Origin of the sequence: Burkholderia sp. WP9 (assembly GCF_900104795.1) — a bacterium.
Taxonomy (GTDB): Bacteria; Pseudomonadota; Gammaproteobacteria; order Burkholderiales; family Burkholderiaceae; genus Paraburkholderia.
This window is the reverse complement of record NZ_FNTG01000001.1, coordinates 1,249,457-1,265,737: the sequence shown is the minus strand read 5'-3', so window position 1 is coordinate 1,265,737 and position 16,281 is coordinate 1,249,457. Positions and strand designations below refer to the sequence as shown.

Below are 16,281 nucleotides of genomic sequence, written 5' to 3'. Positions count from 1 at the left end.
ATCTTGATCGCGCGACAGGATCTTCAGGCGCCGGGATTTCATTGAAGCCCGCCGGCGTGTTCAGCAGCGTGCGTCCCGACGCTTCACTACGCCATCGTCACCTGGTTTCTACCGCCATGTTTCGACCGATACAGCGCCCGGTCTGCACTCGCGAAACCATCCCGATACGCGGGCCGTGAGGTTTCGGTAATACGCGTGAGCGTCGCGCCCACGCTCACCGTCACCATGCCGAGCGGCGACGCGCGATGCTCGATCGCCAGATCCTCCACCCCCTGGCGCAGCGTTTCGAGCGTGTTTTCGAGCGCTGCCGGTTCAGCTCGCAGCATCAGCAGGCCGAATTCCTCGCCCCCCATGCGCCCGACGATCACGCGTTCGCCATCGGCCGCCGCCTGCATCACCGAAGCCACTTTGCGCAGGCAGTGATCGCCCGCCTGATGCCCATAGGTGTCGTTGTATTGCTTGAACCAGTCCACGTCGACCACGACCGAACCCATCACATCGCCATCGCGCGCCTCCTTCCATCGGCGCGTGATGCTTTCCAGCAGGAAACGGCGGTTGTACAACTGGGTCAGCGGATCGATTGCGGTCGCCGTGCGCATCTTCAGATCGTTTTCGATCATTGCGCGCAGGTGATAGAACACGGCCCGTTGTCCTGCATCGAGCCGGCCCGGCGACGGATCCATCGCGCACAATGCGCCGACGATCTCGCCGTTGGGCGCGCGTAGCGCGATCGCCGCATAGAAACGCACGAACGGATGACGCTGCACCAGCATGCATTCGCCGAAACGCGCATCGTCGTGCGCATCCTCGATCACGAACAGCTCGGCGTCGCGCACCGCATAGTCGGCGAGCGAGCGCGCACGCGTGACGAGCGGCATCGCCATGCCGACCTCGGCGCGGTAATGCTGGTACTCCTCGTCGAGCAGCGTGATCGCGGTGATCGCCGCGCCCGTCACGCTCTTGAGGATCTCCGCGGCGTGGGTGAAGCACTCGCGCATCACCTGATCATCATGCAGCAGCCATTCGATCACCGACGATTCCACCTCGGGTTCGCCGGTGGTGGACGGATCGAACTGCATCCGGCTGGACAGACGATCGTTATTGAAGGCGAGTTGCACGGCAGGGTTCCAGAATGTGGTTAGCTCGTGTCAACGTCAGATACTCACCAAACTTGAGTGCGCATGAGCCAGATCAATCCATGCGGGTTCGCGCGGCCACGCGAAGTACAATTCTCGCGCCGTCTTCATGGCCTGTCAGGCCGGCAGCGCGTCTATTCAGCAGACAATTGGACGCGCCGCCGGCAACGTGCCGCCGATCTCCCGTACGACAACCGCCCTGCTTTCATGACCACGACCGCTCCTCATCTGCCGACGAACGACCTGCTCATTACCAACGTGCATCTGTCGGACGGCACGCGCGTCGACGTGTCGATCGCCGCCGGGCGCATCGCCGCGCTCGGTCCGGGCCTCGCGCGCGCGCCGGGCGTCGCAGTCGAGGACGGCGGCGGCGCGCTGCTGTTGCCGGGTTTCGTCGAAGGACATACACACCTGGATAAGACCAACTGGGGCTTGCCGTGGTATCGCAACGAGGTCGGTCCAAAGCTCACCGACCGCATTGAAAACGAACGGCGCTGGCGTGCGCAGAGCGGACATGACGCGGGACAGCAATCGCTCGCGCTGGCCCACGCGTTCCTGCAGTCGGGTACGACGCGTCTACGCACGCACGTCGATATCGATACCGACGCGGGCTTGCGTCATCTGGAGGGCGTGCTTGCGACGCGCGAAACGCTTGGCGAAGTGCTCGACATGCAGATCGTCGCGTTTCCGCAATCGGGTGTGCTTGGCCGTCCCGGCACCGATACGTTGCTCGGTGAAGCCCTGAGTGCGGGCGCCGACGTGCTCGGCGCGCTCGACCCCGCGCTGATCGACGGCGACCCGGTGGCGTCGCTCGATCTGACCTTCGATCTCGCGCAACGGCATGCCAAACCCATCGACATCCATCTGCACGAGCCGGGCGAAATCGGCGCATTCACACTCGGTCTGCTGCTCGACCGGGTTGCCGCGCTGGGTATGCAAGGGCAAGTGGTAGTCAGCCACGCGTTCTGTCTCGGCGCGTTGCCCGAGCGCGAACGCGACAGCCTGCTCGAAAGAATCGCTGACCTGCGCGTGGCGCTCCTCACCACCGCCCCGCCTTCGACCACCGTTCCGTCGCTCAAAACGTGCATTGAAAAAGGTGTGACCTTGTTCGGCGGCAACGACGGCGTGCGTGACACGTGGACGCCATATGGTTCGCCGGACATGCTCGAACGCGCGATGCTGATCGCGATGCGCTACGGCCTGCGCCGCGACGACGACCTCGCCATCGCCTTCGACTGCATCAGCACCACCGCCGCGCGCGCCTGCGGATTCACCGGCTATGGCCTGCACGTGGACGCGCGCGCGGACCTCGTGCTGGTGGACGCGGACACGCTCGCGCATGCGGTCGTTGCACGGCCGCCGAGGAAACTGGTGGTGTCGAACGGTCGGGTTGTCGCTCGCAACGGTGCGCACGCAAACCACTGACAGTCGCTCAGCGCCGCTGCCCGCATTTGCAATGGGGTGCATGCGGCGCAGCGATCCGCATTGCCTCTCCGTATAGATGAGTGCGGCGACTCCGGCTGCTCGTCATACTGCAATGTGTCCGGCGGCGAGATGCTCAGGATACGACTCCCTGAGTCATCTGCATAAAAAAAGCGCCTGGTGCCAGGCGCTTCCTCAATACGGCGACGGGCGTGAGTCAAGTCCCACCGGCCACAACGCTACTCGTCACGGCCGCTCGCCCCGCGCCAACCGCGCCTCGATGTCGTACACCACTGGCATCAGATCCGCGACGCTGTCGATCACATAGTGCGCGCCGGCCGCCTGCAGCTTCTGGATCGCCGCCTGGCGGCGCCATGCGAACTCATCCGGCGCGAGCGCCTTGACGTCGTCTTCGGCCATGCCGAACGCGTTCCCGCTCACCGCGACACCCACCGCCCACGTGCCGCCATTGATCCCCTCTTCGATGCCGACCTCGGTGTCGTCGACCTTGATCGCATTCTTCGCGCGCCAGACGCCCAGTTCCGGCAGCGTCTTGTAGATCATGTACGGCGACGGCCGCCCTTCCGGCGTATCGCCGGTGCACACGATGCTGTCCGGCGAGAATCCCTGCGCCGCCGCGCCCGGCACGATCTCGGCCATGATCTCGCGCGTATAGCCCGTGGTCGTGCCGATCCGGATATCGTCACTGCGCAGCGCGCTCGCCACGTCGGCGACGCCCGGAATCACCGAGCTGTAGCTTGCCGCCACCGCGATGTTCTTCGGCACGAACACGTCGTACACGGCGTCGATATCCGCTTCACCCGGCACGTGACCGTATTTGTCGGCCCACGCTTGCGCGACGCGCGGCAATGCCATCAGCGCCGCGATATGCGGGCGCTTGGCCATGCCCATCGGACCCCGCGCTTCATCGATCGTGATCGACACGCCGAACTGCTCGAACGTCTCGACGAAGGCGCCCATCGGCGCCAGCGAACCGTAATCGACCACCGTGCCGGCCCAATCGAAAATCACTGCTTTGACGTGCTTCATTTACTTCGATCCTCGGGAGATTCCATCGCGCGCGCAATGTGCCGCGCGTTTTTCATCACGCTCCATCCAGCCGTCCACGCGATACGCGTGCGGGCCTTCTTCTTCAGGCCGCTTCGGCCAATCTCTTGCGTTCTTCGAGCGCCGCTGCCGGCGGCGCCGCATGCTCGACACCCATCGTCCGGAGCGACTCGGCGCACGCCTCTACGACGCGGCGCATGACAGGCTCGTCCACTTGGCCGATGCAGCCGATACGGAAGCTGTCCACCACCGTCAATTTGCCCGGATAGATGATGAAGCCCTGCTGCTTCATCAACTCATAGAAAGTCTCGAACATGAAAGACGGATGCGCCGGCGCAAAAAACGTCACGATGATCGGCGAGCGCCAGCGCGCGTTCAGCAACGGCTCGAAACCGAGTTCGTGCATGCCGGCCACCAGCACGTCGCGATTGTTCGCGTAACGCGCGAGGCGGCCGGCCTGCCCGCCTTCGAGCTTATGCAGACGCAACGCCTCGATAAACGCGGCCACGGTATGCGTCGGCGGCGTGAAACGCCACTGGCCCGTGCGGTTCATCACGTCCCATTGATCGTAGACGTCGAGCGCGAGCGAGTGACTGCGGCCCTTCGCTTCCTGCAACGCGGCCTTGCGCGCAATCACGAAGCCGAAACCGGGCACACCTTCTATGCATTTATTCGCCGACGACACGAAAGCCTCGCAGGCAATCTCACGCACGTCGAGCGGCACCGCGCCAAAGGCGCTCATCGAATCGATCAGCAGCTTGCGGCCTTTCTTCGCGGTGGCGGCGGCAATCTCCTCGATCGGATTGAGAATCCCCGAGCTGGTTTCGCAATGCACGGCGACCACATGGGTAATGCTGGGATCGGCGTCGAGCATGCGTTCGACTTCGGCGCCGCGCGGCGGCAGATAATCGCCCTTGTCCAGCACCGTGCAGGCACGGCCGAGATAGCCGAGCGTGGTCGCGATGCGCTTGCCGTATGCGCCGTTGGCGAGCACGAGCGCATGAGCGTCGCGTGGCATCAGGCTGCCGAGCATGGCTTCGACACAATAGCTGCCGCTGCCTTGCAGCGGCACGCAGTCGTACTCGCCCGTCGTATCGCCCGCGATTTCCAGCAGGCTGCTGCGCAGGAGCGCGGTCATCGCGCGGAAATCGCCGTCCCACGAGCCCCAGTCGCGCAGCATCGCCTCTTTGGTCGAGAACGCCGTGGTGAGCGGCCCGGGCGTCAACAGATACGGCTCGCCCTTGGGCGGCTGCGCGCACGTGAGCGCGGACGACCCGGTGGCGCTCGCGGCTGGGGAACGGTCGATCACGCTGTCCATGTTCGGAATCTCCGATATCGCTGTTGCGGTGGCTCACACAGTACAGAAACACGCGCCATCGGTAAAATCGATATAATCGATGCGGGTATCGCAATAACTTATATGGCGACGAGGCACACGTGCAATACGCACAATTGCGAGCGTTTCATGCGGTCGCGGAACATGGCGGGTTCTCCAAAGCAGCGCAGGCGCTCTCGCTCTCGCAGCCGGCTGTATCGGACCACGTGCGGCGGCTGGAACAGGATTACGGCGTCAAACTCTTCGAACGCGGGCCGCGCGGCGTGGAAACGACCGAACTAGGTCTGCGTCTTTTCAGCGTGACGCGGCAGATGGTCAGTTGCGAGCGCGACGCGCGGCAACTGCTCGAATCGGCGGGCGGGCTCGAATCCGGCTCGCTCTCGCTGGTGGCGGACGCGCCCGATCTGGCGGTCGCGCTGATCAGCGCATTTCGCAAGCTGCATCCGGGGATTGTCGTGACGCTGTCCATCGCCAACGCCGCGGACTGCATGCAGCGCGTGCTATCGAGCGCCGTGGACGCGGCCATTACCGCCGCGCCGCAAGTGCACAGCCGGCTGGAAGCGCGTGTGTTGCGGCGCGATCCCCTGGTGGCGATGGTGCCCGCGAGCTATCCGGTGGCCAAGAAACGCAAGCTGAGCTACACGGAACTCGTGCAGCAGCCAATGATTTTCCGCGAGGCGCAATCCGTCACGCAGCAGTTGCTGGAGATCGAACTGGTGCGCGAATCGCTGCAAGTGGAACCGATCATGTACGTGGATGGCCGCGAGGCGTTGGAAGAAGCGGTCGCGCAAGGCATGGGAGTCGGCGTGATTGCACGCGCCGAATTCAATGAATCGCGACGGATCAGAATGATCCCGCTGGAAGACTGTCAGGTGCAGATGATCGAATCGCTCACGCGGCTTGCCGAGCGGCCGGGGTCGAATCTGCTGGATGCGTTGTTCGCGGTCGAGTTGCCGAACCCGGCGACGGCCGTTCCGGCTGGATAAAGCGGAAAACCGCCCTTCAGGCGTGGCCCGCGAGCGGTTTTCCGCGTGCTGCGTAATGGGGCGCGCCGCTATCCGGCCACGCCACCCACCTTCGCGTTGACCCGCTTAACGCGATCCACCGCTTGCAATCAGGCTTTCGCCCGTCAGCCAGCGCGCGTCGTCGGAGGCGAGGAAGGTCACGACATCGGCGATATCGTCAGGCTGGCCGATGCGGCCGAGCGGCGTCGTGCTGATGGCCCACGCTTCGAGGTCGGAACCGACGATGCCTGCGCTATGCGTGCCTTCGGTGGTGACCATGCCTGGATTCACGGAGTTGACGCGGATCTTGCGCGGGCCGAGTTCACGCGCGAGCACACCCGTAATGCCATCCACGGCGCCCTTGGTCGCGGTATAGACCGCGCTGTTCGGCGGCGTGATGCGGCTCACCACCGAACTGATATTGACAATGCTCGCGCCTTCGCCGAGGTGCTTGACCGCTGCCTGCGTGGTCAACAGCAGACCCAGCACGTTCACGTTGAAGTGCCTATGGAAATGCTCTTCGGTAATCTCTTCGATCGGCGCGAATTCATAGACGCCCGAGTTGTTGACGAGAATGTCGAGACGGCCATACGTTTCCACAGCGGAATCGATAATGCCTTGCGCGTCCGCCGCTTTGGACACGTCGCCGGCCACCGCCACCGCCTTGCCTCCCGCAGCGGTAATCGCGGCGACCACGCTGTCCGCGCCCGCCTTGCTCGACGAATAGTTCACCACCACGGAGGCGCCTTGTGCCGCCAATGCCTTGGCGATGGCCGCGCCGATACCTTTCGATGCACCCGTTACAACCGCAACCTTACCTGTGAGCTTGCTCATGATCGATTCCTTTAGATGGGATTGGCGCCGATGCTGCCGCGAAGATTCGCGGGCTGCGTTGGAAATTGCCGTGGCGCTGTCACTGGTGACAATGTAGGGAGCTTGGGCGAGCAGATAAAGCGGCTGAAGGCGAATAGATACGTCGGTTGAGCCGAACAATCGGGAGACGGGCGATGCGTATGGCGGGTGGGCTTGATGCAAGACCCCGCGCCATCTTCTAACGCGAGTGAAAGGAGCACGGTAAGCACGCACATAAGATCGGTCGGTGATCGCCGCCGCTCCGCAGAGGCGGCTCGAGCCGTCAGCGTTTTGCACGCCTGCAATGCGTGGCCGTTCTGGCTAGAGCGGTTCGGTCAATACCAATGACGCAGCTTAAGTCGCATTGAATTCAGCACTTAAGCATCAACACAATTTGCACGGCGATGCTGACGAGTACCGCCAGCGCGCCGAGCGTATCGAGAATTGCAGACCACACGATGTCGCTCCTTTCACATTCGCTTTCCACCATTGCTTGATTAAACGAATTCGCGCGGCATCAATTGAATGTCCAGTCTGGGCGGGTAGATAACGGATCAGCGCCGCTTCGCACCCGGCCATCCCATTATCAGTGTGGCTGATCTAACTTACCATTTTTAATCGATTTGCCTGATTTGCCACGGTTTCTTATCCTTGACGCACAACCGTATGCGGTACGCCGCATACGCCGCCCGCCCCATTTTTTGCCGGCAAGATCATGGAAAGAACCACCATCAATGTACGCGTCGATAGCGTCCGCGACGAAGCGCACGGCGTGCGCTCATTCAGCGTCTCGCGCCTGGACGGGCAACCGTTCGCTCACTACGAACCCGGCGCGCACATCGATGTCACCGGACCGTCCGGCGTCACGCGGCAATACTCGTTGTGCGGCGACCCGGATCATCGTGAAGCCCATCTGTTTGCCGTGAAGCGCGAAGACGCCTCGCGCGGCGGCTCGCGCTCGCTGCATGACGACGTGACGGTGGGCAGCGAATTGACCATCGGCGCGCCGCGCAATCTGTTCCAGCTCGCGCCGAACGCCGAAGAACATATTCTGATCGCTGCCGGTATCGGCGTAACACCGCTGCTGAGCATGGCTTACCGGCTGCTCAAGCAGCAACGGCGCTTCGTGTTGCACTATTTCGCGCGCAGCGCGGAGCACGCGGCGTTCTTGCCGCTGCTCTCACGCGCGCCGTTCAGTGATTACGTGAAGCTCCACTTCGGCGTTGCGCGGGAGCGGCTCGACGCGGTGCTCGGCGATTGTCTCGCGAATGCGCGCGAAGGCACGCACCTCTATACCTGCGGGCCCGCGCCTTTCATGGAGCGTGTGGTGGCGATCGGCGAAACGCGTGTCGTGCCGGAAGCGATCCATCTGGAACGATTTGCCGCTGAACCGGCCGGTGTCTCGAACAACGAGACCGCCGCGCTCGATACCTTCGATGTGCGGATCGCGAGCAGCGGCGCGACCGTGCGCGTGGACAAGGACACGACCATCGTCGCGGCACTGGCGTCGATCGGCATTGAAGTGGATACGTCGTGCGGCGAAGGGGTGTGCGGCACCTGCATGGTGGACGTGGTGAGCGGCACGCCCGAACATCGCGATCATTGCCTGAGCAAAGCGGAACGGACGAGCGGCAAGGTGATCTGCTGCTGTATTTCGCGCGCCGCGTCGCCGCTTCTGGTGCTGGACCTTTGACGCGCGTCCCGCAGATGCAGTCTTCTGACGCAGCGGCGACGCGCGCGTAACAAACAAGGTGCCGCACTCGCGGCACCTTTCTCAAACGCCTCTTCTTACCGGTCGTCGTCGCGAATCGACGACGCATGCCGGCACAGCGCGCGCACTTCGACATCCATATACGGAAACAGCGGCAACTGGCTCAGCACGTCGTGCAGATGCGCGGGGCTATCCACATCGAACACGCTGATATTCGCGTAGCGCCCGGCAATTCGCCACAAATGCCGCCACACGCCCTCCTGTTGCAGCCTTTGCGACATCGCTTTTTCATCGGCCTTCAGACGCGCGGCGCGTTCTGCATCCATGTCGGCCGGCAGGTTGACGGTCATTTCAACGTGAAACAGCATGCTTGCTCCCATCCCTGATCGATAACAAAAAGCCCTGGCGGCCCGGCCGATCTCGCCGCGCAACCAGGGTTGATAGATTCATGCGGTACGTCCAGCCGTTTTCTACGCAGATCAGGCTTCGGCGCGCAGACGCTCCACTTCGGCGGCCGGCAGGTTGTCGCGTTCCTTGAACAGCGTGAAGTCGAAATCGATCAGCGCGAAGTTGCCGTCCACGCCATACGGTTTGCCTTCGGCGCCCTCGGCCTGCTTGACCGCCGGCACGAGTCCGTCGCGCGTGGCGAAGGCGAAGTCGTCCCACAGATACGGATCCCCGTCGATGTTGATCTGCGTGGTCAGCTTGCGGAAGCCCGGCGCGGAAACAAAAAAGTGGATGTGCGCGGGACGATGTCCATGACGGCCGAGCTGATCGAGCAGCAGTTGCGTCTGCCCTTGCGGCGGCACGCTATAGCCGACCGGCACCACGCTGCGGAAGCTGTACTTGCCTTCGGCGTCGGTACGGATCGAACGGCGCAGATTGAAAGCCGGCTGCGATTTGTCGAAGTACGAGTAATTGCCGAGATGATTCGCGTGCCACACTTCGACGAGCGCATGCGCCAACGGCTTGCCGTCTTCGCCCAGCACGCGGCCGCGCATGATCAGCGTCTGGCCTGGATCAGTGCCGTCGTCGAGCCGCGCATGGCCTTCGGAGAGCGGCGCGCCGGCCACATACAACGGTCCTTCGATGGTGCGCGGCGTGCCGCCTTCAATGCCGGCCTTGGCTTCCGCTTCATCCAGACGCACATCGAGAAAATGTTCGAAACCCAGACCCGCGGCCAGCAAACCGAGCTCGCCGCTTTTGCCCGCGTCGCTGAGATAGTTCAGCGCGGTCCAGAATTCGGCGGGCTGCACATCGAGGTCTTCGATCGTATAGAACAGATCCTGCACGATACGGTTGACGATCTGCTTCGTGCGCGGATTGCCTTCGTGGGTGGCGCTGTCGTTGATCTTCTTGAGCAGCGCGTCGATTGCTTGCTTGTTCATGGGGTATCTCCTTCGTATGATGTTCTGGATGGCTAACGGATGAGCCTTCAGTGCGTGGAAACGCTGGCGCCCTGGCGCGTATCGCGCCGCAGGCGGTCGATCTTGTCCCAGTCGAGCGTGATGCCAAGACCCGGACCTTGAGGCAGGTGCAGCGCAAAATTCTCGTAGCGCAGCGGTTCGGTGAGAATCTCTTCGGTGAGCAGCAAGGGGCCGAACAGTTCGGTGCCCCACTTCAACTCGCCGAAGGTGCTGAAAAGTTGCGCCGAGGCCATCGTGCCCACCGCGCCTTCGAGCATGGTGCCGCCATACAGGTCGATGTTCGCGGCCGAGGCGATGGCCGCCACCTGCGCGGCGCCGACCAGACCGCCCGATTGCGCGATCTTCACGGCGAAGACATCGGCGGCACGGGCGCTGGCAATCGCGAACGCATCGGCCGGGCCGTGCAGCGCTTCGTCGGCCATGATCGGCACCTGAGCGAGGTCGGTCAGACGCTTGAGGCCGGCGCGGTTCCCTGCGGCGATGGGCTGCTCGATCAGCGCCACGCCGGCATCGGCGAAACGCCGCGCGGCCCAGATCGCTTCCGATTCGGTCCATGCCTGGTTCACATCGACGCGCACTTCGCCGCGCCCTTCCAGCGCTTTCCTGATGGCCACGACATGCGCCACGTCGTCCGCCACCGCGCGCGAGCCGATCTTCAGCTTGAACACCTTATGCCGCTTCGACTCGTACACCTGCTCGGCTTCGGCGATATCGCGCTGGGTGTCGCCGCTCGCGAGCGTCCACGCCACGTCCACGCAGTCGCGCACACGGCCGCCGAACAACTCCGACAACGGCACGCCAAGGCGCTGTGCCTGTGCATCGAACAGCGCCGTTTCCAGCGCGGACTTCGCAAAGCGGTTGCCCTGAAAAAGCTCGCGCAGTTTCGCCATCGCGGCGCCCGGACGCGTTGCGTCCATACCTTTGAGCAATGGTGCGAAGTAGGTGTCGATGTTGACCTTGATGCTTTCCGGGCTCTCCTCGCCGTACGCCAGACCGCCGATGGTGGTGCCCTCGCCCACGCCCGCCAAACCGTCGGCGCAACGAATGCGCACCAGCACCAGCGTCTGGCAGTTCATCGTTGCAACCGAGAGCCGGTGCGGGCGGATCGTCGGCACGTCGACGAGAATCGTCTCCACGCTCTCGATCTTCACGGGTGTTGCTATCATTCGTTGCTCTCCTGAACTGCCTGACCGGGAGCCCCCATATTAGAAACAAACCCGCGAAGCAGTCCAACACCGATTCCGACTACTTCCATACCTTAGAGGTATGCATGGACCTTCGCCAACTCCGCTACTTCATCGCCGTCGCGGAAGAAATGAACATCACGCGGGCCGCCAACCGCCTGCATATGACACAGCCGCCGCTCAGCCGCCAGATCCAGCAGATCGAGGAAAACGTCGGCCTGGCGCTGTTTGAACGCGGCTCACGGCCATTGCGCCTGACTGAAGCCGGGCGCATTTTCTATGCGCAGGCGAAGCGGCTCGTCGACGAAGCCGACGAACTCGCCCCGCTCACGCGGCGCCTCGCGCAACTGGCCGAGCGCATCGTGATCGGTTTCGTGCCGTCAACGCTATATGGCGCGCTGCCCGCGGTGATTCGCGCGTTCCGTGAAGCCGCGCCGCATATCGAACTCTCGCTGATCGAAATGTTCACGATCGAGCAGCTCGCGGCGCTCAAAGGCGGGCGCATCGACGTGGGCTTCGGCCGGCTGCGTTTCGACGACGCGCAGCTCGCGCGCGAAGTGCTCGTCGAAGAACGGATGATTGCCGCGCTGCCGCAAGACCATCCTCTCGCGCGACAGAAGAAGCCACTGACCCTCGCTGCGCTCGCGCAGGAAACCCTGATCGTTTATCCGAGCACGCCGCGGCCGAGTTATGCGGACCAGCAACTATCGGCCATGCACGATCATGCATTGGAGCCGAAAGCGATTCATGAAGTGCGGGAATTGCAGACCGCGCTGGGTCTGGTCGCGGCGCAGGTTGGGGTATGTCTCGTGCCGGAGAGCGTGGAGGGTCTGCGCGCACACGGCGTGGTGTACCGGCCGATTCCCGCGGCCAACGTCGCTTCGCCGATCATCATGAGCCGCCGTTTGCAGGACGAATCGCCGACCACCACGCTGCTCTGTTCGCTCGCACGAGACCTGTTCAAACGCGCCTGAAGCGGCCGGCGCCCGTCAGTCACCGCTCGTCGAAACGCCGCACGATATCCGCCATCAGATTGCGCAGCCACACGTTGCCCTCGTCCTGATCGAAATGCTCGTGCCAGTGCATCGTGACCGCGGCTATCGGCAAGGTCACGGGCAACTCGTAAATCTGAAAACCGCCGTCGCGATTGAAAATATGCGCGAGGCGCCGCGGCAGCGTGGCGAACAGATCGGTGACGGCCAGCACGCTCGGCAATGCCACGAAATGCGGCAGTTCCAGCGCAATATGACGCCCGACGCCTTGCGTGCGGAATTCGTCGTCGAGCGCGTGGTGGCTGTGCTCGACCGACGTGATCTGCACGTGGGAAGCATCCAGAAACGCCTTCAGACTCAGCTCCTTCGTGCGCGGCAAGCCGCGCCGCTTCCTCGTCATGCACACGTAGGTCTCTTCGAACAGCGCCTGATGCCGCGTGCGCGCGGTCAACGTGGGCAGATTGCCAATGGCGAAATCGAGCCGGCTCGCCCGCAGCGCATCCTCTATTTCCTCGACCGGCAACGGCTCGATGCGCAATCTCACGCGCGGCGCCTGCTGGTGCAATGCCTCGCAGATGGGTGGCAGATAGGCCAGCTCGCCCGCATCCGATAACGATAGGCGGAACGTGCGCGTGCTCACCGCCGGGTCGAAATGTTCCGCGTAACGCAGCGCCTCGCGCACCGTGTCCAGCGCGCGGGACACGATAGTCGACAACTCCAGCGCAATCGGCGTGGGCTGCATGCCGGCGCGCGTGCGGATGAAAAGCGGGTCGTCGAACAGCGTGCGCAAACGCCCCAGCGAATAGCTGATGGCGGGCTGCGACAACGCCAGCCGCTCGCCCGCGCGGGTCAGGCTGCGCTCTTCGACAATCGCCTGAAAAACGCGCAGCAGGTTGAGGTCGACGTGGTCCAGCGAATTCATCGAGATATCCATGCGGTTGATTTTATATTTCATTTTAGATCAATTTGACGCATATCAGCAGGTCGGCGAGACTGGCTTTCATCGACCACCCCACTTACACAGCCATGAGCGAATCTCCTTATCAGACCGTCGACACGAGCGCGTTGTACCAGCGCGCGCAGCCGGATCGCGTGGCCCCGTCGCTGTATTACGACCCGGCCGTTTTCGAAGCGGAACTCGAACGCATTTTCTACAAGACGTGGATCTGGGTCGCCCACGAAAGCGAGCTGCCGAATCCCGGCGACTTTCGCACCACCACGATCGGCCGCCAGCCCGTCATCGTGGTACGCGACAGGAGCGGCGCGGTCAATGTTCTGCAGAACCGCTGCCGCCACCGTGGCGCGACCGTGTGCGAACAGCACAAGGGCAACGCGAAAGGCTTTACGTGCCCGTATCACAGCTGGACCTATGGCCTCGACGGCGCATTGCGCGCGCTGCCGTACGGCGACGGCTATGAGGGCGTGGTCGACAAGACCGAACTGCCGCTCGCCAGTCTGCGCGTGGGCATCTATCAAGGCCTGATTTTCGCGAGCTTCAATCAGGACATCGAGCCGCTCGAAGACTTTCTCGGCGGCGCGAAACCGTGGATCGACCTGTTCATGAAGCAAGGCGCGGGTTATCCGGTCAAGGCCAACGGCGAACATCGGTTCCGCTTTAACGGCAACTGGAAGATCCAGCTCGAGAACACCACCGACCTGTACCACTTCCCCGTGGTCCACAAGTCGTGGATGAAATCGATCGACGACGAAACCGCCGCCGCGATCACGAGCTTCATGACGAGCGACGAAGCCTTCTGCCGCTCGCTCGGCAACGGCCATAGCCTCGCGGTGCTGGTGCCGGAACTCGTCGATCTCGACAAGGACGACGGTGCGCCGATTCCCGAGCGCTTCGAAGAACTCGCCGCCTCGATCGCCAAAGATCACACGCCGGACGAGGTGCGCCGCATCGTGCGCTCGCTGATGGGCGTCGGCTTCAATTTGAACCTGTTTCCGAACCTCGCGCTGTCGATGGCGTTTTTCCGCGTCCTGCGGCCTATTTCCGCGAACGAGACCGAGATCCGCCATGTCGCCCTCGCCATGGATGGCGGCCCCGAAGAAGCGAACCGTGTGCGCCTGCGCATTCACGAACATTTCCAGGGGCCGTTCGGCTTCGGCAGCCCGGACGACGCTGAAGCGTGGGAGCGCGTGCAGCGCGGCTCGCACGCGGGCCCCGATCTGCCGATTCTCGTGAACCGCGGCCTGAATCGCGAGAGCACCGCGCCGAACGGCGAAAAGACCGCCCACGCCACGGACGAAACCGGCATGCGTGAAGCGTACGCGCAATGGCGCACGATGATGGAGCAAGCATGATGGACGACAGGAACACGCTTTTCTCGCAGAAGACCTTTGCCGGCGCGATCGAACTCATCTGGCGCGAAGCGGAACTGCTGGACCGCAAGGACTATCGCGAGTGGCTGACGCTGTGGGACCCGGCAGGCTTCTACGTGGTGCCGATCGAACACGACACCACGGATTTCGCCGCCACGCTGAACTATGCTTACGACGATCAGGACATGCGCGAAAAACGCGTGCAACGCATGATGTCCGGCTATTCGGCATCGGCCGCCGATGCAGCCCGAACCGTGCGCACCGTGTCGCGTTTCACGCTCACGAGCGACGCGAGCGATGAAGTCACGGTGAATTCGGCGCAAGTCATCGTCGCCTACAAGCGTGGCAAGTCGACGTTGTTCGCGGCGGACCTCACGCATCGCATCAGTTTCGCGAGCGACGAGCCGCGCATCGTGCAAAAGGTCATCCGCCTGATCGATTCGACCGAAGCGTTGAGCGCGATCGGTTTCCTGCTCTGATCCCCGACAACCTGCGAACACGACGATGCCAAACGACACGCTCTCTCCTACAGCCGGATCGCCCGTTGCATCCGCCGCGCCGGCCACCTCGCGGACCTTGCGGCGGATCATCGTCGCCTCGGTCCTCGGCAATGCGCTGGAGTGGTACGACTTTTTTCTGTACGGCACCGCCGCCGCACTGATCTTCGGGCCGCTGTTCTTCCCGCTGCACGGCGATCCGCTGATGGGCACGCTAGCCGCATTTGCCGGCTTCGCAATCGGTTTTCTGGCGCGTCCGCTGGGTGGCATCGTGTTCGGCCATATCGGCGATCGCCACGGCCGCAAACGCGCGCTCGTCATCACGCTGATGATGATGGGCGTGGCGACCTTCGGCATCGGCCTCTTGCCGACGTTCTCGCAAATCGGCTTTCTTGCGCCCACCGCGCTCGTGTGTCTGCGCGTCGTGCAAGGCATTGCGTCGGGCGGCGAATGGGGCGGCGGCGTGCTGCTGATCAGCGAAAGCGCACCGGCCAATCGCCGCGGCTATTATGCGGCGTTCAGCCAGTTGGGCGTGGCGGGCGGCTTCGTGTTGTCGGCGGCCGCGTTCTATCTGGTGCAGCGTTTGCCGCTCGAGAGTTTCATGTCGTGGGGCTGGCGCGTGCCGTTTCTGGCAAGCGTGCTGATCTTCGGTGTCGGCGTATACATTCGCCGGCGCTTGCCGGAAAGCCGCGACTTCACGGCCGCCAAACCGAAGCACATGCCCGTGCTGACGGTACTGCGCAATCATCCGAAGCAGGTATTGCAGGCGATGGGGCTGCGCGTCGCCGAAAATGGCGGGACGTATATCTTCCTCTCGTTCGTGCTGGTGTATGGCAAAACGATCGGGGTGCCCGTTTCGGTGATGCTCGGCGGCGTGATGCTCGCCATGCTGCTCGAACTCGTGACGATCGTGCTGTGGGGGCGTCTGTCCGACGTGATCGGACGGCGGCCGGTGTATATGATCGGCGCGCTCGGGTTGGTGGTGATCGCGTTTCCCGCGTTCTGGCTGATCGATACGCACCAGCCGACGCTCGTGTTCCTCTCGCTCGCGCTAGGCCTGCCGTTCTGTCACGCCGCGATGATCGGCACGCAGCCCGCGTTGATGGGCGAACTGTTCCCGACCGAAGTGCGTTACTCGGGCATGGCGCTCGGTCACGAAATCGCGTCGGTATTTTCGGGCGGACTCGCGCCGCTCGTCGCCACCGCCCTCTATGCGAAAGTACGCGCGCCGTGGCCTGTCGCGTTGATGCTGATCGGCTTCGGCCTGATCACCGCGCTCACGCTCGTGACGATCCCGCGCAACACCAGCACCACGCATGATTGA

At 63.3% G+C, this 16,281-nt stretch carries 15 protein-coding genes; 7 read left to right on the top strand and 8 right to left on the bottom strand.

Annotated elements, in window-relative coordinates:
- Window positions 1-86 precede the first annotated feature (86 nt).
- The gene (locus BLW71_RS05690) at window positions 87-1,118 is read right to left on the bottom strand and encodes a sensor domain-containing diguanylate cyclase (RefSeq protein WP_177204977.1); all 1,032 of its coding nucleotides are present in this window, start codon (window positions 1,116-1,118) and stop codon (window positions 87-89) included.
- 225 nt (window positions 1,119-1,343) lie between these two features.
- Here BLW71_RS05690 and BLW71_RS05685 point away from each other — a divergent pair, with 225 nt between their 5' ends.
- Window positions 1,344-2,561 carry an amidohydrolase family protein gene (locus BLW71_RS05685; RefSeq protein ID WP_091800470.1) on the top strand — a complete coding sequence of 406 codons (1,218 nt, stop codon included), beginning with the start codon at window positions 1,344-1,346 and terminating at the stop codon, window positions 2,559-2,561.
- Window positions 2,562-2,804: 243 nt separating this feature from the next.
- Here the strand turns inward: BLW71_RS05685 and phnX are convergent, their stop codons facing one another.
- Window positions 2,805-3,608 (bottom strand): phosphonoacetaldehyde hydrolase, encoded by an 804-nt coding sequence (gene phnX / locus BLW71_RS05680; protein ID WP_091793957.1) that lies wholly within the window; start codon window positions 3,606-3,608, stop codon window positions 2,805-2,807.
- A gap of 103 nt (window positions 3,609-3,711) precedes the next feature.
- A complete protein-coding gene (locus tag BLW71_RS05675; RefSeq protein WP_091793955.1) occupies window positions 3,712-4,944 on the bottom strand; it encodes a 2-aminoethylphosphonate--pyruvate transaminase in 1,233 nt (410 codons plus the stop codon).
- Window positions 4,945-5,063: 119 nt separating this feature from the next.
- Here BLW71_RS05675 and BLW71_RS05670 point away from each other — a divergent pair, with 119 nt between their 5' ends.
- The gene (locus BLW71_RS05670) at window positions 5,064-5,948 is read left to right on the top strand and encodes a LysR substrate-binding domain-containing protein (protein WP_091793953.1); all 885 of its coding nucleotides are present in this window, start codon (window positions 5,064-5,066) and stop codon (window positions 5,946-5,948) included.
- 105 nt (window positions 5,949-6,053) lie between these two features.
- On the opposite strand, the gene BLW71_RS05665 is transcribed toward BLW71_RS05670, so the two are convergent.
- The gene (locus tag BLW71_RS05665) at window positions 6,054-6,800 is read right to left on the bottom strand and encodes a glucose 1-dehydrogenase (RefSeq protein WP_091793950.1); all 747 of its coding nucleotides are present in this window, start codon (window positions 6,798-6,800) and stop codon (window positions 6,054-6,056) included.
- 733 nt (window positions 6,801-7,533) lie between these two features.
- Between BLW71_RS05665 and BLW71_RS05660 the strand changes: the two genes are divergently transcribed.
- A complete protein-coding gene (locus BLW71_RS05660) occupies window positions 7,534-8,511 on the top strand; it encodes a PDR/VanB family oxidoreductase (RefSeq protein WP_091793948.1) in 978 nt (325 codons plus the stop codon).
- Between the two features lie 95 nt (window positions 8,512-8,606).
- Here the strand turns inward: BLW71_RS05660 and catC are convergent, their stop codons facing one another.
- From catC to BLW71_RS05645, 3 genes are all read right to left on the bottom strand, one after another.
- Window positions 8,607-8,897 carry a muconolactone Delta-isomerase gene (gene catC / locus BLW71_RS05655; protein ID WP_091800467.1) on the bottom strand — a complete coding sequence of 97 codons (291 nt, stop codon included), beginning with the start codon at window positions 8,895-8,897 and terminating at the stop codon, window positions 8,607-8,609.
- A gap of 111 nt (window positions 8,898-9,008) precedes the next feature.
- Window positions 9,009-9,917: a catechol 1,2-dioxygenase gene (catA, locus tag BLW71_RS05650; RefSeq protein WP_091793946.1), complete on the bottom strand. Its 909-nt coding sequence runs from the start codon at window positions 9,915-9,917 to the stop codon at window positions 9,009-9,011.
- 47 nt (window positions 9,918-9,964) lie between these two features.
- A complete protein-coding gene (locus BLW71_RS05645; protein WP_091793944.1) occupies window positions 9,965-11,122 on the bottom strand; it encodes a muconate/chloromuconate family cycloisomerase in 1,158 nt (385 codons plus the stop codon).
- Between the two features lie 104 nt (window positions 11,123-11,226).
- Here BLW71_RS05645 and BLW71_RS05640 point away from each other — a divergent pair, with 104 nt between their 5' ends.
- The gene (locus tag BLW71_RS05640) at window positions 11,227-12,114 is read left to right on the top strand and encodes a LysR family transcriptional regulator (protein ID WP_091793942.1); all 888 of its coding nucleotides are present in this window, start codon (window positions 11,227-11,229) and stop codon (window positions 12,112-12,114) included.
- A gap of 19 nt (window positions 12,115-12,133) precedes the next feature.
- Here BLW71_RS05640 and BLW71_RS05635 read toward each other — a convergent pair whose 3' ends face one another.
- Window positions 12,134-13,054 (bottom strand): LysR family transcriptional regulator, encoded by a 921-nt coding sequence (locus BLW71_RS05635; RefSeq protein WP_091800464.1) that lies wholly within the window; start codon window positions 13,052-13,054, stop codon window positions 12,134-12,136.
- Window positions 13,055-13,158: 104 nt separating this feature from the next.
- Between BLW71_RS05635 and BLW71_RS05630 the strand changes: the two genes are divergently transcribed.
- Genes BLW71_RS05630 through BLW71_RS05620 form a run of 3 tightly spaced genes read left to right on the top strand, consistent with a single transcriptional unit; the run spans window position 13,159 to window position 16,281 of the window.
- Window positions 13,159-14,442: an aromatic ring-hydroxylating oxygenase subunit alpha gene (locus BLW71_RS05630; RefSeq protein WP_091793940.1), complete on the top strand. Its 1,284-nt coding sequence runs from the start codon at window positions 13,159-13,161 to the stop codon at window positions 14,440-14,442.
- A complete protein-coding gene (locus BLW71_RS05625) occupies window positions 14,439-14,939 on the top strand; it encodes an aromatic-ring-hydroxylating dioxygenase subunit beta (protein ID WP_091793938.1) in 501 nt (166 codons plus the stop codon). The genes BLW71_RS05630 and BLW71_RS05625 overlap by 4 nt, the downstream gene beginning before the upstream one ends.
- Window positions 14,940-14,964: 25 nt before the next feature.
- Window positions 14,965-16,281, top strand: coding sequence for an MFS transporter (locus BLW71_RS05620; RefSeq protein ID WP_091793936.1), 1,317 nt, complete (start codon window positions 14,965-14,967; stop codon window positions 16,279-16,281).

Coding starts and splice junctions, on each gene's coding strand:
- BLW71_RS05675 (WP_091793955.1), bottom strand. CDS start 4,944: ATGGACAGCGTGATCGACCGTTCCCCAGCCGCGAGCGCCACCGGGTCG.
- BLW71_RS05645 (WP_091793944.1), bottom strand. CDS start 11,122: ATGATAGCAACACCCGTGAAGATCGAGAGCGTGGAGACGATTCTCGTC.
- catC (WP_091800467.1), bottom strand. CDS start 8,897: ATGCTGTTTCACGTTGAAATGACCGTCAACCTGCCGGCCGACATGGAT.
- BLW71_RS05625 (WP_091793938.1), top strand. CDS start 14,439: ATGATGGACGACAGGAACACGCTTTTCTCGCAGAAGACCTTTGCCGGC.
- BLW71_RS05635 (WP_091800464.1), bottom strand. CDS start 13,054: ATGAATTCGCTGGACCACGTCGACCTCAACCTGCTGCGCGTTTTTCAG.
- BLW71_RS05620 (WP_091793936.1), top strand. CDS start 14,965: ATGCCAAACGACACGCTCTCTCCTACAGCCGGATCGCCCGTTGCATCC.
- BLW71_RS05640 (WP_091793942.1), top strand. CDS start 11,227: ATGGACCTTCGCCAACTCCGCTACTTCATCGCCGTCGCGGAAGAAATG.
- BLW71_RS05665 (WP_091793950.1), bottom strand. CDS start 6,800: ATGAGCAAGCTCACAGGTAAGGTTGCGGTTGTAACGGGTGCATCGAAA.
- phnX (WP_091793957.1), bottom strand. CDS start 3,608: ATGAAGCACGTCAAAGCAGTGATTTTCGATTGGGCCGGCACGGTGGTC.
- BLW71_RS05630 (WP_091793940.1), top strand. CDS start 13,159: ATGAGCGAATCTCCTTATCAGACCGTCGACACGAGCGCGTTGTACCAG.
- BLW71_RS05660 (WP_091793948.1), top strand. CDS start 7,534: ATGGAAAGAACCACCATCAATGTACGCGTCGATAGCGTCCGCGACGAA.
- catA (WP_091793946.1), bottom strand. CDS start 9,917: ATGAACAAGCAAGCAATCGACGCGCTGCTCAAGAAGATCAACGACAGC.
- BLW71_RS05685 (WP_091800470.1), top strand. CDS start 1,344: ATGACCACGACCGCTCCTCATCTGCCGACGAACGACCTGCTCATTACC.